Source organism: Flavimobilis sp. BM9 (assembly GCF_058313055.1).
Genome location: NZ_JBZEMO010000001.1, coordinates 150123 through 165992, shown reverse-complemented (window position 1 = coordinate 165992; position 15870 = coordinate 150123). Strand labels below are relative to the sequence as shown.

General features: G+C 72.2%; 9 protein-coding genes. 2 read left to right on the top strand and 7 right to left on the bottom strand.

Going from position 1 to position 15870, the window contains the following annotated elements; all coding sequences use genetic code 11:
- Positions 1-4: 4 nt before the first annotated feature.
- Together AC4F3Q_RS00690 and AC4F3Q_RS00685 are read left to right on the top strand one after the other, a co-directional pair.
- On the top strand, positions 5-499 hold the full coding sequence (locus AC4F3Q_RS00690) for a YajQ family cyclic di-GMP-binding protein (RefSeq protein WP_168446359.1): 495 nt from the start codon (positions 5-7) through the stop codon (positions 497-499).
- 104 nt (positions 500-603) lie between these two features.
- Positions 604-1413 (top strand): HAD family hydrolase, encoded by an 810-nt coding sequence (locus AC4F3Q_RS00685; protein ID WP_491038336.1) that lies wholly within the window; start codon positions 604-606, stop codon positions 1411-1413.
- Positions 1414-1435: 22 nt separating this feature from the next.
- Here AC4F3Q_RS00685 and map read toward each other — a convergent pair whose 3' ends face one another.
- From map to AC4F3Q_RS00650, 7 genes are all read right to left on the bottom strand, one after another.
- The gene (map, locus tag AC4F3Q_RS00680) at positions 1436-2203 is read right to left on the bottom strand and encodes a type I methionyl aminopeptidase (RefSeq protein ID WP_491038335.1); all 768 of its coding nucleotides are present in this window, start codon (positions 2201-2203) and stop codon (positions 1436-1438) included.
- A 49-nt stretch (positions 2204-2252) separates the two neighbouring features.
- Positions 2253-3110 carry a zinc metalloprotease HtpX gene (gene htpX / locus AC4F3Q_RS00675; protein WP_491038334.1) on the bottom strand — a complete coding sequence of 286 codons (858 nt, stop codon included), beginning with the start codon at positions 3108-3110 and terminating at the stop codon, positions 2253-2255.
- 218 nt (positions 3111-3328) lie between these two features.
- Positions 3329-4705 carry an FAD-dependent oxidoreductase gene (locus AC4F3Q_RS00670; protein WP_491038333.1) on the bottom strand — a complete coding sequence of 459 codons (1377 nt, stop codon included), beginning with the start codon at positions 4703-4705 and terminating at the stop codon, positions 3329-3331.
- Positions 4706-4938: 233 nt separating this feature from the next.
- Positions 4939-7425, bottom strand: a complete 2487-nt coding sequence (locus tag AC4F3Q_RS00665; RefSeq protein WP_491038332.1) for a transglutaminase domain-containing protein — start codon at positions 7423-7425, stop codon at positions 4939-4941.
- The gene (locus tag AC4F3Q_RS00660) at positions 7422-8663 is read right to left on the bottom strand and encodes a DUF58 domain-containing protein (protein ID WP_491038331.1); all 1242 of its coding nucleotides are present in this window, start codon (positions 8661-8663) and stop codon (positions 7422-7424) included. Before AC4F3Q_RS00660 ends, AC4F3Q_RS00665 begins: the two co-directional genes overlap by 4 nt.
- 2 nt (positions 8664-8665) lie before the next feature.
- Positions 8666-9628: an AAA family ATPase gene (locus AC4F3Q_RS00655; protein ID WP_491038330.1), complete on the bottom strand. Its 963-nt coding sequence runs from the start codon at positions 9626-9628 to the stop codon at positions 8666-8668.
- 109 nt (positions 9629-9737) lie between these two features.
- Complete coding sequence (locus tag AC4F3Q_RS00650; protein WP_491038329.1) at positions 9738-15860, bottom strand: Ig-like domain-containing protein; 6123 nt, start codon at positions 15858-15860, stop codon at positions 9738-9740.
- Positions 15861-15870 lie beyond the last annotated feature (10 nt).

Sequence of the window (15870 nt, the reverse complement as noted above, 5' to 3'; positions counted from 1 at the left end):
AGCCGTGGCAGATTCCTCGATGGACATCGTCAGCAAGGTCGACCGCCAGGAAGTAGACAACGCCCTCAACCAGGCGGTCAAGGAGATCAACCAGCGCTACGACTTCAAGAACGTCGGTGCGTCGATCGCGTGGTCCGGCGAGAAGATCGTCATGATCGCCAACTCGGAGGAGCGCGTCCTCGCGATCCTCGACGTCTTCCAGACGAAGCTGATCAAGCGCAACATCTCGCTCAAGGCGTTCGACACGGGCGACAAGGGCCCGCAGCTCTCCGGCAAGGAGTACCGCCTCGAGGGCGTCCTCAAGGAGGGCCTCGCAGGTGAGAACGCGAAGAAGGTCACCAAGCTGATCCGCGAAGAGGGCCCCAAGGGCGTCAAGACGCAGATCACCGGTGACGAGGTCCGCGCGACGTCGAAGTCCCGCGACGACCTGCAGGAGGTCCAGGCGCTGCTCAAGGGCGCCGACCTGGACTTCGCGGTGCAGTTCACCAACTACCGCTGAACCATGAGCACCACGGGGACGGCCCGCCCGGCGGCGGTCGCGATGGCGACCGCCCTCGGCGGTCTCCTGACGGTCGAGCGCCAGGCCGCCACCCGGTCGTGAGCATGCACCGCCCCGATCTACCGAAGGTCGTCGCGACGGACCTGGACGGCACGCTGCTGCGCCCAGACGGGTCGGTCTCCGACCGCACCCGGCGCGTGCTGCAGCGTCTCGACGACGCCGGGGTGCGCGTCGTCTTCGTCACGGCGCGGCCCCCGCGGTGGCTCGCTGAGCTCGCGGACCTGGCGGGCTCGCACGGCACGGCGATCTGCATGAACGGCGCCGCCGTCTACGACTTCGAGACGGCGACGATGACGGACGTGTGCGGCTTCGAGCTGGGAGCGCTCGGGTCGCTCGTCGCCGACCTGCGAGCCTCGATCCCGGGGGTCGCGCTCGCGGTCGAACGGCTCGACGGGCCGGTGTACGACCCGGCGTTCGCGACCGAGCACCCCGTCCCCGCCGACCTGATGCGCCGCCGCATCGAGGACACGCTGAGCGCCGACCCGGCGCACACGGTCGGGAAGCTCCTCGCCGTGCTCGACGGTGCCCCTCCCCTGGACTTCTTCGGGCGCGTCGAGGCGACCGTCGGGTCGCGCGCGGTGCTCGCCTACTCGGGAGCCGTCGGCCTTGCCGAGATGACGGCCCCATCCGTGACGAAGGCGGCGGCGCTCGCGCGCTGGTGCGCGTCGCACGGAGTTGCGCCGCACGACGTGTGGGCGTTCGGCGACATGCCGAACGACCTGCCGATGCTCGGCTGGGCCGGGCGCGGTGTCGCGGTCGCGAACGCCCACCCGGACGTGCTCGCCGCGGCTGACGCGGTCACGGCGTCGAACGTCGACGACGGCGTAGCTGCGCACCTCGAGCACCTCCTCTGACGGAGGCGCGCGCAGGACGTGACTAGAGCAGCGTGAGGATGCGCGGGCCGTCGTCCGTGATGGCGATCGTGTGCTCGACGTGCGCGGCACGCTGGCGCGAGCGCGAGTAGAGCGTCCAGCCGTCCTCGCCGTGGCGGTAGCGACCGGAGCCGCCGTGGATGAACATCGGCTCGAGCGCGATCACGAGGCCAGCCTTGAGCTCGAGGCCCTTCCCAGCACGGCCCTCGTTCGGGATGAACGGCTCACCGTGCATCTCCCGGCCGATGCCGTGGCCGCCGTGGTCCTCGAGGTTGCCGACCTTCGCCTTGCGGGCGACCCGCCCGATCGCGGCGGAGATGTCACCGAGACGGTTGCCGACCTGGGCGGCAGCGATGCCGGCCTCGAGCGCGGCGGTCGTCGTCGCGATGAGGTCGAGGTCCTCCTGGCGGGGCGTCCCGACGACGAAGGAGATCGCCGAGTCGGAGGCCCAGCCCTTGAGGACGGCCCCGCAGTCGATCGAGACGAGGTCGCCGTCCTCGATGACCTGGTCCGTCGGGATGCCGTGCACGACGGCGTCGTTGACGCTCGCGCAGATCACGCCGGGGAACGGCGTGGGCGCCCAGTCCGGGTGGTAGTTGAGGAACGGCGACGTGGCGCCCGCACCGAAGATCACGTCGCGCGCCACCTGGTCGAGCTCGAGCAGGGTCGAACCCACCTTCGCGGCGTCCTTGACGGCGGCGAGCGCCTGGGCGACCACCCGTCCGGACTCTCGCATCTCGTCGATCTCGGAGGGGGTGCGCAGCTCGATCATGAGAACCATCCTAGATCCGCCGCGCGGCGCCGCGGGCGGACGACCGTCCCTACCCGCCGTACGCCATCTTCTCGAGCCGGGCGACGCGCTCGTCCATCGGCGGGTGCGTCGAGAACAACCGTCCGACGTCCTTGGCGCGGAACGGGCTCGCGATCATCAGGTGCGAGACGTTCTCGAGCGGCTGGGAGACCGGCAACGGTGCCGCCTGGGTGCCCTGCTCGAGCTTGCGCAGCGCGGAGGCGAGCGCGAGCGGGTCGCGCGTGAGGGCGGCCCCGTCCTCGTCGGCGTCGAACTCGCGCGTGCGGGAGATGCTCATCTGGATGAGCGACGCCGCGAGCGGCGCGAGGATCGCCATCGCGATCGCGGCGGCCGGGTTGGCGTTGCGCCGGTCCCCGCCTCCGAAGAACAGCAGGAACTGCCCGAGCGACGTCACGACCCCGGCGATCGCCGCGGCGACGGACGACGTGAGGATGTCACGGTTGTAGACGTGCATGAGCTCGTGGCCGAGGACGCCGCGCAGCTCGCGCTCGTCGAGCAGCGTGAGGATGCCCTCGGTGCAGCAGACGGCGGCGTTCGCGGGGTTGCGGCCCGTCGCGAAGGCGTTGGGGGCGGCCGTCGGCGACACGTAGAGGCGGGGCATCGGCTGGCGTGCCTCGGTCGAGAGCTCGCGCACGATCCGGTACATGGCCGGCTGCTCGAGCTCCGTGACGGGGTAGGCGTGCATCGCGCGGATCGCGATCTTGTCGGAGTTCCAGTACGAGTAGAACGTCGACACGAGACCAAGACCCACGAAGATCATCAGCATGCCGGAGCTGTCCCGGAAGAACAGCGCCCACAGCCCGAGCAGGACCGCCCACAGGACGCCGAACAGCGCCGCGGTCTTGAGCCCGTTGTTGTGCCTGTGCATCTCTCTCCCCTCGGACGACACCGCCGGGCAATAGTGCCCCGGGACGATCGGCGTCGGCCTCATGGGTTTCAACGCGTGGGTGCGGCGCCGCGTTCCCGAGGCCGCCCCGGTGCGCCGTGACCCTGGCCACGTCCTCCCCTGCGCCCAGGCCCGCAGGTAGTGCCCCGGACGCGACGAGGGCGCCCCGCCGGTCGGCGGGGCGCCCTCGTGGAGGTGCGTCAGGCGGTGGGCGCGGTGACGCCCTTCGCGATCGCGATCATCTCCTCGCGCGGCACGACCTTGATGCGCTCACGGCCGGCGGCGACGCCGAGCGCGATCTCGTGCGCCTCGAGGTTGACGAAGTCGTTCCACTCGATGACGTCGACACCCTTGTCCGCCAGGAACGTCGTGATGTCCTCGGGGGCGCCGTGCGGGGCGCGGGGCAGCGAGTCGACGTCCTCGACGAGGTGACGGATCGTCTCCGACGCGTCGGACTTCGTGTGGCCGATGAGGCCGACGGGGCCGCGCTTGATCCAGCCGGTGGCGTACACGCCGGGGACCTGCTCGCCCGCCGCGTCGACGACGCGCCCTTCGCGGTTGGGGATGACCCCCTTGATCGGGTCGAACGGGATGCCGGGCAGCTCGGAGCCGAAGTACCCGACGGCCCGGTAGACGGCCTCGACGGGCCAGTCGTGGAACTCGCCGGTGCCGGTGACGGTGCCGTCGCCCGTGAGGCGGGTGCGCTCGGTGCGCAGCCCGACGACCTTGCCGTTCTCGCCGAGGATCTCGGCCGGGGCGTGCAGGAAGTGCAGGTGCAGACGGCGCGACGCCGAGAAGCCGGACGGGTCCGCGAGGGCCCAGTCGGTGAGCGTCTTGACGACCTGCTTCGTCTGGTTGGAGGACTCGATCGCGGCCATCGAGCCTTCGTCGAACTCGTAGTCCTCCGGGTACACGATCACGTCGACGTCCGGCACGTGGCCGAGCTCGCGGAGCTCGAGCGGCGAGAACTTCGCCTGCGCGGGGCCGCGGCGGGCGAAGACGTGCACGTCGGTGACCGGCGACGTCTTGAGGATCTCGTAGACGTTGTCCGGGATCTCGGTCGGCAGCAGGTCGTCCGCGTGCTTGGACAGGATGCGCGCGACGTCGAGCGCGACGTTGCCCGCACCGAGGACCGCGACGTGCTGCGCCTCGAGGGGCCACGTGCGGGGCACGTCGGGGTGGCCGTCATACCAGGAGACGAAGTCTGCGGCACCGTAGGACCCGTCGAGCTCGGCGCCGGGGATGGCGAGCGGCGCGTCCTTGATGCAGCCGGTGGAGAAGATGACCGCGTCATAGTGGTCGTGCAGCTCGTCGAGCGTGACGTCGGTGCCGAAGTCGATGTTGGCGAGGAGGCGGACGTCGCCGCGCTCGAGCACCTTGTGCAGCGCCTGGATGATCATCTTGATGCGGGGGTGGTCGGGTGCGACGCCGTAGCGCACGAGCCCGAACGGCGCGGGGAGGCGCTCGATGAGGTCGATCGAGACGTCGACGTCCGCCTTCGAGAGGATGTCCGAGGCGTAGATGCCGGCGGGGCCGGCGCCGACGACCGCGACGCGCAGGGGGCGGTTGTTGCTCACGAGTTGGTGCCTTCCGATCAAGGTGGTGTCCCGGGCGGTGCTGCGAGTGTCGGCCACCGACGCCCGCGTGTCACGGTCCGGGACGCGATGCTCACATCGCGGACGTCCGGGCGTGCCGCCCAGCCCCCAGCCTAGTCCGCCACCTCCCGGTAGTCCCGAGAGGGTGACCACACGCACACACGATCCGCCACACCCGCGCACCGCGACGGCGCGCGCCCGGACCGGCCGTCCGGTCAGTCGCCTGCCCTGGCGCGCCGCGCCCGCCGCTCCGCTCGACGCGACCTCCGCGGCTGCACGACGGTCCCGCCCTGCCGCAGCAGCTCGGCACGCACGAGCGCCTCACGCTCGCGACGTTCCGCCCGCCGCTGCAGCGCCCGAGCCCGCAGGGACGCGACCGAGATCTTGCCGCGCAGCCGCTGCTGCCACGTGCCGTGCGCGGTGATCCCCGCGACGACCTCGTCGGCCTGCGCCCAGAGCGCCTCGGCGTCAGCCTCCGACGGCTCTCCCGGGCCGAACACGGCCGTGTCAGCGGCCCGTGCGAGCGGCTGCACGCGCACGCCCGCGAACGACGCCTCGAGCGTCCGCGCGCTCTCCGCACGCGTCGCGAACCGAGACACGAGCTCACGGCGGTCGTGCGCGGCGTCGAGCACCTCGTCCCACGCGCCCGTCACCCGGTCGAGCGGCTCTGCCGCCGTGCGACGCCGGCGCTGGCGCCGCGTCTTGGCCGCGATGACGAGCAGCGGCGGCAGCACGACGAGCAGGATCGGCACCGCGATCGACACGGTGACGACCGCGATACGGCGCCAGTCGATCGGCTCCTCGACGACCTTGTCGTCGGACTCGACGTCGGGGTTCTCGATGTCGTCCTTCGGCGGGGTCACCGGGTCCTCGGGCGGCGGCGGCGGCTGCACGACCTCGGGCTGCGGCTCCGACTCCTGCGGCTCCGTGTCCTCGCTCGGCGTACGCGACTCGTCCGGGGTCGGGAAGTAGGGCACCCAGCCGTAGCGCTCGTAGTTGATCTCGACCCACGCCTGGATCTCGGTGCCGGTGATCTCGACGTCGCCCGTCGCGCCGTCGGGTGCACGGAAGCCCATGACGACGCGGGCGGGCAGGCCGAGGTGCCGGGCCATGAGCGCCATCGCCGACGCGTACTGCTCGCCGTCACCGACCATGAGGTCGCCGGTGAGGAGCTCGTCGATGCGCGCCGCACCGTGACCCGACAGGGACGGGTACTCGCCCGCCGCCTCGATGCCGTGGCTGAACCAGCCCTGCTGCAGCGTCGCCTCGACGGCCCGCGCGACGAGCGCCGGGCTCGCCGCCTCGGAAGCGATCGTCGACGCGCGCTGCGCGACCGAGTCGGGCACGCGCTCGAGCTCGGGCTGGACCACGTCGGCGGCGACTGCGGACGCGAGCTCCTCGTCGGACGGGACGGTCGGCACGATCGTCGTCGCACGGTACGAGTCGCCGCTGCGCAGCCCCTCGGGCAGCACGGCGCCACCCGTCGCGTCGTTGAAGCGGAACGCGCGCTGCTGCTCGCGGCTGCGCCGCCCCTCGAAGCTCAGGCTCGTCGTCTGCCCGACCATCGGCATCCAGACGCCGTCGAGCCCTTCGATCGTGAACGCGACCTCGGCGGGGGTGCCGGTCACGTTCGTCGGGATCTCCTCGCCCACGCGGCGGAACGCGCCGGTCGAGCTGCTCGCGGACTCGTCCGCGACGTTCCAGACGACGCCGTCGAACGCGTCCATCGTCGCGAGCCGGACGAGCGCTCCCTCAGGAAGGCCCTCGACCCGGAACAAGGGCGTCTCGGGGAAGTCCTTGACGTACCGGCGCCACGCGGCGAGCGGGCTCGCGTGGTCGTTCGGGTCGAACGGCGGCACGACCTCGTTGCGCAGGACAGTGCGTGGCGCGTCGCCCGCGACGTGCGGCGTCACGAAGAGGCCTGAGCCGACGCTGACCGCCGCCATGACGACGAGCGTGACGACGCGCCGAGGGTGCCAGGAGCGCAGCCGCCACGCGATCCAGGGCGTCAGGAGGACAGCCATCCCGAGCCCGACGACGGTCGCGAGCGGCGCCTCGACCGTGCCGAACAGGATCGCGACGACGAGCACCACTCCGGGCACGAGGCTCGCAGCGAGGACGGAGACCGCCGCCGCGCGCCGCGTCGCACCGTCGCTGCCGGCGGGCGCGCGCCTGCTGCGCGCGGCGCCCTCAGCAGCCCAGCCCGTCCACGACGACGCCGCGACGGTCCCGAGCATGCCCGCGAGGACCGTCCCACCGAGGGCGAGGACGAACGGCGCGACCATGAGGTTGTCGACCGGCCCGATGGGCGGCTCGAGGGTGAGCATCTCCTTCCACACCGCGACGAGCCCGCCGACGAGCGACACGAGCGTCTCGAGGGACGGCACGACACGCGCGACCGTCGTCGACGGCGCGGCGAGCACCCCGCCGAAGAGGAGGTAGACGCCGAGCGTGAGGCCGACGACGACGAACGAGGACCAGCCGCGCTCGCGTGCGACGAGCACGACGAGCGCGCCGAGGAGCACGCCGCCGACGATCGGCAGGAACACCGCTGACGTGCCGTAGACGGGCAGCAGCACGAGCAGCGCGAGGAGCACGGCGAGGCCGAGGACGGTGACGTCGACGACGCGCCGCACGCCGGGCGGTGTCGTGTGGACGCCCGACAGGGAGACGTCGCGGACCTTCTTCTCGGCGGTCCTCACGGCGACACCAGCCTCGAGATGAGTCGCGGCAGGTCGGTGAGGTCCCCGAGGTGGGCGACCGAGAGGCGTCCGAGCGTCTGCATGCGCAGCTCGTGGCCGAGCGAGACGACGATGATCGCGGTCCGCACGCCCGCGGGCACGTGCAGGGCGGAGCGGCGCAGCTCGGCGGCCTTGGGGATGGAGCCGGTGACGACGATGACCATCGACGCGTGCGGCACGGTCTGCGCGACCGTGCGGGTCACGCCGGGGCCGGGCGGCCCGGGCCGCGAGACGAGCCCTGCACAGTCGTCGAGGAAGCGCGGCGGCGTGCCGGTGCGCAGCACCTCGTCCCCGGAGAGCGCGGTGATCTCGAGCCCTTCGCGGACGGCCTGCGCGCCCACCGACGCGAACACCTCGACGGCGGCCTCGTACTCGTCCTCGTCGAGGTACGCGGCGCGCGCGTCCTCGAGCGCGAGCGCGGTGTGCGTGCGCCTCGTGTCCTCGTACTGGCGGACCATGAGCTTGTTGAGGCGGGCGCTCGTGCGCCAGTGGATGTTGCGACGGTCGTCGCCCGCGACGTACTCCCGCAGGGCGTGGAAGGACATGTCGTTCTCGGAGACGACGCGCGTCGCCTGCCCTTCGAGGTCGCGCATGACGCCGGTGCGGGCGGAGGCGAGCGAGACGATGCGCGGGTGGATGTAGAGCTGATCGGGCTCGGTCCAGCGCACCTGGCGGCGCACGAGGCCGAGCGCGTCGCCGCGCACGGAGCGGACGGGGCCGACGACGACGACGGCGCGGCGCGCCGTCGGCACGGCGAAGACCTCTTCGTGGACGGCGCCGGCGGCCATCGACGGCATCTCGAAGCTCGCGGCGCCAGCGCCGACGGGCAGCTCGATCTCCGCGGGCAGCATGCGGGCGCGTCCGACGTTCGTCACGGCGATGCGGCCGAGGGCTCGCTGCCCGACGGTGACGCGACGGTCGGCGAGGTCGAGCTCGACCGCGTACGTGGAGCGGCCGAGCGTGAGGATGACGCTGACGAGCAGCAGCCCCGCGAGCGCGACGCCGCCCGTGACGAGCTCGTCCCAGCCGAAGCGGCGCCCGGCGCCGATGCCGACGACCGCGAGGGCGAGGACCACCCAGCCGAGCGGCGTGACGTGCGCGAGGGCGTGCGCGAGCGGGCGCCGGACGGCGGCGAGCCCGCGGACCACGGGTGCCGCCGCGCGCCTCAGCGCCGCAGGGGCGACCGGGACGGAGGGCATCGTCAGACGACCCGCTCCACGGGTGGCGCGGTCGTGGCGACGACGTCCTGGAGGACCTCGTCGCTCGTGACGCCCGCGAACTCCGCCTCGACGTCGAGCACGAGGCGGTGCGCGAGCACCGGCTCGGCGAGGTCCTTGATGTCGTCGGGGATGACGAACGGGCGGCCGAGCGAGGCTGCCCACACCTTGGCGCTGCGCACGAGGGAGAGGCAGCCGCGCACGCTCACGCCGAGGCGCGTGCGTGCGTCCTCGCGGGTGGCCTCGGCGAGGCGCGAGACGTAGTCGAGGACTGCCTCGTCGACGTGCACCGTCGCGGCCATGTCGGCCATCTCGGCGAGGGCGTCGGTCGTGATCTTGGGCGCGAGGCGCGACGCACGGTCACGGTCGGCGGAGCCGGCGAGGATCCGCACCGTCGAGGCGTGGTCCGGGTAGCCGAGCGACGTCTTGATGAGGAAGCGGTCGAGCTGCGCCTCGGGGAGCTTGTACGTCCCGGCCTGCTCGATCGGGTTCTGCGTCGCGATGACCATGAAGGGCCGCCCCACCTCGTACGGCTCGCCGTCGACCGTGACACGCGACTCCTCCATGACCTCGAGGAGCGCGGACTGCGTCTTGGGCGACGCACGGTTGATCTCGTCGGCGAGCAGGATCGACGTGAAGACCGGGCCGCGGTGGAACGTGAAGGTCCCGTTCGACTGGTCGTAGACGGAGACGCCCGTGACGTCGGACGGCAGCAGGTCCGGGGTGAACTGGATGCGGTGGTGCGTCCCCTGGACGGTCGCCGCCATGGCGCGCGCGAGCGACGTCTTGCCGGTGCCGGGGGCGTCCTCGAGAAGCAGGTGCCCCTCCGCGAGCATCGCGGTCATGGCGAGGCGGATCGTGTGCTCCTTGCCGAGGACGGCCTTGCTGACGTTGGCGGTCAACGCCTCGAAGGTCTCGGCGAACCAGCCGGCCTGCTCGGGTGTCATCACGGTGCGGTGCCTCCGTGGTCAGGACCCTGAGTCGGGTCGGGCTGTCGGTGCTGTCGTTCTCTGCTGCGGCGGGGTCACTCTATCGACCGTCAGCCACCGGGGCGCACTACGGGCCTCCGCCAGCAGGCGGGGGCGCCGGTTCAGGCGTGATCGTGACCGTGGCGGTCGACGACCATTCGCCCTCACCGGCGGAGTTGACGGCGCGGACACGGACCTCGTACTCCGAGCCGCCGTCCGCCGCTGGCACCGAGAAGGTGGCGGTGCGCTCCGACCCGGACACGGTGCCGCTGTTCGACCAGATCAGCGAGCCGTTCTTGCGGGCCTCCCACCTGTAGCCCGAGATGTCAGCGCCACCCGTGTCACCCGGCGCAGCCCAGGTCAGGGTCACGCCGAGCGGCACCGGGGAGGTCGCCGTCAAGCTCCCAGGGGCCTGGGGCGGGTCCGGCGTGGTCGTGGTGCTCGCGGAGCTCACCTTGCTCGTGCCGATGTCGCTCCTCGCGGAAGCCGTCACGGTGACGTTGCCCTTGTAAGAGTCGCTGCCCTTGGCGGGCTTGCCGCACTCGGGCGCGGAGTCACCCTTCTTGACGCAGACGGTCAGGGTGGCGGGCGCGCCGCCGTCGCTCCCTGCCTTGACGGTCCACTCGAAACCGCGCCCGCCCGTGGCGACGAGGTCGACGGTCGGCGCCTGGGGCACGGTCACGACGCGGATGCCGTCGAGGCGCAGCGCGGCGTCCGCCTCGGCGCACACGTTGCCGCCGCCCTCGACGATGCACGGCCGCACGCTCACCGCGGGCGAGACGGCCTCGCTCGACTGGCCGCCCACCGTGATCGACGTGCCGTCGACGCGCTGCCGCTCGCCGTCGCCCACGCGGACCCAGTAGAAGTCGATGCCCTTGCCGGCACGGCCGGTGTTCGACGGCGGGTTCCAGGAGTAGCGCACCTCGCCACCGCCGAACTCGGCGCCGGTCGGGTTCGTCTGCACGACGTCTCCGCGTGTCGCCGACCCGGGGACGGCCCAGGTGCGGGCCTTGATCGTCGCAGGCTCCGAGTTGCCGGCGCGGTTCGTGGCGACGATCGTGAAGGTGTAGTCCTCACCGTTCTTGACCGCGAAGGTCTCGCTCGTCCGCGAGCTGTCCCGCGTTCGGGACTCCCCTCCGGAGACCGAGATCGTGTAGCTGCTGATCTTCGCGCCGTTCGGGTCAGCCCCCGACCACTCCACGGTGATCGTTCCGTCGCCCTGCTGCGTCTTGAGGGTGGGCGCACCCGGGCGCCCGGCGGGGGTCTCGGTCGTCGCAGGGCTCCACGGGCTCGAGTTGCCCATCGAGTTGGTGGCACGCACCTGGACGGCGTACGACGTGCCGTTGCGCAGGCCGGTGACCTCGCGGCTGGTCGTCGAGGACGCGACGACCAGGTTCGCGCCGGTCCCGCCGACGACCTGGACCTCGTAGCCGGTGATCGGCAGGCCCTCCGAGCGTGGCTCGCTCCAGCTCACCGCGAGCGCCTGGTCCTTGAACTGGACGGTGGGCGCGTTCGGTGCCTCGGGCGTGACCTCGAGCCGCACCGCGTTCGAGACGGGTGACCACTCGGACCAGCCGACGAGGTTGCGGGCGCGGACGGAGAACGTGTACTCGCGGTCGTACTGCAGGTCGCGGACCGTCAGGCGGGTCCCGACGGAGCGCACGACCGTACCGTCGTTGAGCTTGACCTCGTACTCGGTCACGGGCGGCGCGGACACGGGAGCGTCCCATGAGAGGTCGACGGTCGGGCCGCTGCCTGCCTTCGCGACCGGAGCGGTCGGCGTGGCGGGCACCTCGGCGATCGTCACGGTGACGATGCCCTCGGCCTCGCGCGTCGGCACGTTCGTCACGTCGCGGACGCGGAACCGCACCTTCATCGTCCCGGTCGCGGTCACCGCCGGCGTGATCGCGAGCGAGCTCCCCGAGACGGAGACGGTCCCCTGCCCCGCGACGACGTCAGCGCTCACGACACGGAGCGGCTCAGGCGCGAACGGGTTGAACGCGCCGGCCAGCACGTTGACGGTGCTCGCGACGCCGGGGAGCGCGTCGACAGCGAAGTCCTGGACGCGCGGCGCCTGGCGGTCGCTCTGCGTGACGCGCACGTTCACGGCCTCGTCGAGGACTCCGCGCGCGCCGTACGAGATCCGGATGCCGACCTTGCCGACCGTCTCCGGCTGCACGCCCGTGCTGGCCTGGAGCGTGAGGACGGTCCCGTTGATCGTCGCCGTCACGCCTGCGGGCGGGGGTGTCGTGATCGCGAACGCGTAGAGGGCCTGACCGGGCGTCTCACCCTCGGGACCGCGCGTCACCGCGTTGAGGTCGAGCGAGATCGGGGCGCCACCTTGCGCGACGTCGAGCGTCGGGACGAGGAACTGCGGCGGGTAGTCCTCGGTCGCGTACACGGTGATCGGCAGGGTGAGCACCTTGAAGCGTGCGTCGAGCGCACCTGGCGCTGCGTCCGTGACCTCGAACGTGATCGACGCGGGGCCCGCGTAGGCCGGGTCGGAGACGTACCGCAGCGTGCTCTCGTCAACCGTCAGCGCGGAGCCGTCGGAGCGGGTCGCGGAGACGCCCTCCAGGTTCGAGATGCGTGCCGTGCGGCCAGGGCCAACCTGGACGAACTCGTCGAGGTCGATGAGCAGCTCCGCACCTGCGGCGACGCGCAGCTCGCGCGCCTTCGGGCGCAGGACCGGCGGGAAGTCGCCGAGCGCGGGCACGGTGATGAACGCGTACGACCCGACGTTGTTCGCCTCGGGCCGCGTGTTGGTGAGCAGGTACGGGATGGTCCGGGCCGTGTCGCCGAGCCTCACGACGACCTTCCTCGCGGCGTTGACCTGCGCGACCGCCGCGTGGCTGCTCGGGACGGACACCGCGAGGTCGGTCAGGGGGCCCGACGGGTTCTCGGCGACCGCGAGCACGTCGACCTCGACGGTCGTCTTGTCGATCGTGTCGATCGCAGGCACGACGACGTCGCGCGCGACCGGAGGCTCGATCGCCGCATCCTTGACGGAGCGCACGGTCAGGACCGCGCTCGCGCGTCCGCCGACAGCGTTGCCGACGGTGTACGGGACGGCCCAGACGCCCTCGTCGACGGGGGTCTGCACGACGATGCGGCGCCCCTCGACGCGCGCGTCGATCCCTTCGGGGGCCGTGAACGGCTCGATGATCGACAGCGCGCTGCCGGACGGGTCGACGTCGTTCGCGAGGACGCGCACCTCGATGCGCTCGCCGGGGCGCACCTGGACGGTCTCGTCGCGGGCGACGATCGGCGGACGCTCGGCCGATCGGAGCGCGATGCCCACACGGATCGTCGCGACGGAGCGCTGGCCGACCCAGTCCTCGACCGCATAGGTGAACGTGTCGGTGCCGGACTCGCCCGGCAGCGCCTCGTACTCGAGGTAGTCCGCGCCGACCGAGAGGATTCGGCCCTTCGTCGGTGCCGACGCCTGGCCGAGCAGCGTGACGCCGTCGCCGTCGCGGTCGATGCCGACGAGCGGCACGGAGATGCGGACGGTCTCACCCTCGAAGACGCGCGCCATCAGGTCGAGCGGGCGCGCCGGTTCCTTGCTGGCACGGTCGGACGCGTGGACGTTGACAGTCAGCCGCGCGCTCGTCACGTTGCCGTTCGAGTCAGCCACCTGGAACAACGCTTGCGACCGGCCCGGGTTGGGACCGGCCTGATATCTCAGGACGTCGCCCGAGACGAACAGCAGCCCGTCCGCCGGGGCCTCCGCGATCTGGCGGACGAGCGTCATCTCGTCGCCGTCCGGGTCGAAAGCGTCCTCGAGCACGGGCACGGTCACGACCCCGCCGGTGCGCACCGTCACCTCGACGTCCGGGACGACCGGCGGGCGCTGGGCCGTGCTCGGGTCCGTCGGGATGACGAGGATCTCGCCGCGCGCCGTCTCCGGCCCGTTCGACACGACGTACTCGACCGTCTCCGGCCCGCCGAGCGACCGCTCTGACGAGATGCGCAGCTGACGGTGGTTGATGACGCCGAGGCGCAGGTCCGAGCCCGGGCGCGCGGTCGCGGACACGAGGACGAGGACGGAGCCGCTCGGGTCCGTGTCGTTCGCGAGCGGGTCGATCGTCACCTCGCCACCCAGCGGCAGGAGCGCGGTGTCCCGCACTGCGACCGGCGGCAAGATCGTCTCCGGCACCGCGACGACGTCGATGCGGGCGAGCCGCGCCGCCTGCTGCGTGCCCGCCGTCACGACGACCGGCACGTAGTACGTCCCGGTGACTGACGAGCGGAAGGTGAACGTCCCTGCAGCCGTGTCGGCCGCGACCTCGGTCCCCTCGACCGCGTCGACCGCGGCGAGACGCGGCGGCTCGTTCGACACGCTGCGCACCGACGCGAGGACGTCGACCGTGATGAGCTCGCCCTGACGGGCGGTCGCGTGGATCGGGTCGATCACCGGGGGCACCGTGCCCGGGGCGCGGATGTCGACGTTGACCTCGCCCTTGACCTGCTCCTCACCGTCGCTCACGGTGACACGGACCACCCGACGCCCGAGCTCCGCACCCGTCGCGTCGAACTGCAGGATCCCGTCGAGACGCGCCCGTACCTGCCCCGACCCCGAGACGACCGACGCACCGACGAGCTGGAGGTCGTCCCCGTCCGGGTCGCTGAACGACGCGAGCACGTCCGCCCGCAACGACGCGCCCGCCTCGACCGTGAACGTCGGGCGACGGTCCTGGACCGGCGCCGAGTTCGCGCCGCTCGGCACGACCGTCAGGCGGACGCTCGTCGTCTGCGGGATGTTGCCAGCGCGACCGTCCGACACCGAGTACGTGAAGTCGACCGACCCGGTCGCCCCGGGCTGGACGGCGAGCTGCAACGCCCGCCCGCCGTACACGGGCGAGATCGTGCCGAACGCCGCGGGAATCTCATCGAGCTCGGTGATCGTCAGGACGCCGCACTCGACCGACACGTCGTTGTTGAGGACCTGCAGGATCCTCGTGCGGCCCGCCCGGACGCCGTAGTCGTCAGGCCGCGGCTGCGGCGTCGACGTCTGCTCCTTGCACTCCTCGAGGGTGTCCGTCGTGGACTCGACCTCGTCGGTCGCCGTCTCCTCGTCGCGGGACTCCTCCTCGCGGTCGATCGTGTCCCAGTCGGGCCGGTGCATCGTCGGGACGTCGGCCGGCAACCAGACCATGCCCTCGCGCACGTCGTTGAGCGCGATCACGTTCCGGTTCGTGCGGAACCGCAGCTCCGACGCGCCGTCGACGCCCGTGAGCGCCTCGATCTGCGGCTCGTCGCCGCCACAGCTGCGCAGGTAGCTGCCCGCCGTCGACGACCATGCGCCGTACTCGCAGCCCGCGAGGTACACGGGCGCCGCGGGCGTGCCCGACGCCCCCGTCGGCACCTCCGCGACCTCGCCGTCGTCGAGCGAGACCCGCACGAGGCCGCTCGGCGAGCCGAGCAGCACGTGCTCGTGCGACGGCCCCGTCTGCTGCAGCACGACCCCGCCCAGGCTCGACAGGTCCGCGACCCAGCCGTCAGCGTGCAGGCGCCCGGCTGCGAGCACGACCAGCGTGTCCCCCACCGCCGCGACCGCCTCCGGCACGATCCCCTTCGCCCCGTCGAGCTCGGGGCTCGTCGTCACGACCTTCTCGCCGTCGACCACCTCGACACGCGTAACCTTGCCCGTCGTCGGGTCGAACGCGAGCGCCGCACCACCCTTCGTCACGACCGTGACCGCCCCGGCGCCGAGGGTCGCGTCGGCGGCGCCCGGGTCGAGCGAGATTCCCGCGAGCGCGGAGAACGCCGAGACCCACAGCCCGCCCTCGGGCGAAGTGACCGCGACCGTCCCCGCGTCCATCGCGACCGCCGCACCTGCCGGCAGCGCGACCGGCGTGCTGAGAGACACCGCCGCCGGGTCCACGACCGTCGCCGCACCCGCCTCGACGAGCAGCACGTCCGGACCGGACTGCAGCACGTCGAACTGGTCACGGTTCGCGACGACGCCGCCGTTGAGCTCCTTGATCTGAGCGTTGAAGCGTCCGAGCTTCTGCGCGCTCCGCGCGGTGATCCACACCGAGCCGTCGTGCAGGTCGACCTGAGCGACCTTGACCCCCGGGTTGACGAAAGCGAGCACGACGAGGAGCGCTGGCACGACGGCAGCAGCCACCGTCGTCATCCAACGTCGCCCTGTGCGGTCAGGACCGCCAGCAGCCTTCTGGAGGAGGGATGCGCGCGTGCGAGTCATAGGTCTTCGC

Bases quoted from the DNA above. Each gene is read 5' to 3' on its own strand.
- AC4F3Q_RS00660 (WP_491038331.1), bottom strand. From the start codon at position 8,663: ATGCCCTCCGTCCCGGTCGCCCCTGCGGCGCTGAGGCGCGCGGCGGCA.
- AC4F3Q_RS00685 (WP_491038336.1), top strand. From the start codon at position 604: ATGCACCGCCCCGATCTACCGAAGGTCGTCGCGACGGACCTGGACGGC.
- htpX (WP_491038334.1), bottom strand. From the start codon at position 3,110: ATGCACAGGCACAACAACGGGCTCAAGACCGCGGCGCTGTTCGGCGTC.
- AC4F3Q_RS00655 (WP_491038330.1), bottom strand. From the start codon at position 9,628: ATGACACCCGAGCAGGCCGGCTGGTTCGCCGAGACCTTCGAGGCGTTG.
- map (WP_491038335.1), bottom strand. From the start codon at position 2,203: ATGATCGAGCTGCGCACCCCCTCCGAGATCGACGAGATGCGAGAGTCC.
- AC4F3Q_RS00650 (WP_491038329.1), bottom strand. From the start codon at position 15,860: ATGACTCGCACGCGCGCATCCCTCCTCCAGAAGGCTGCTGGCGGTCCT.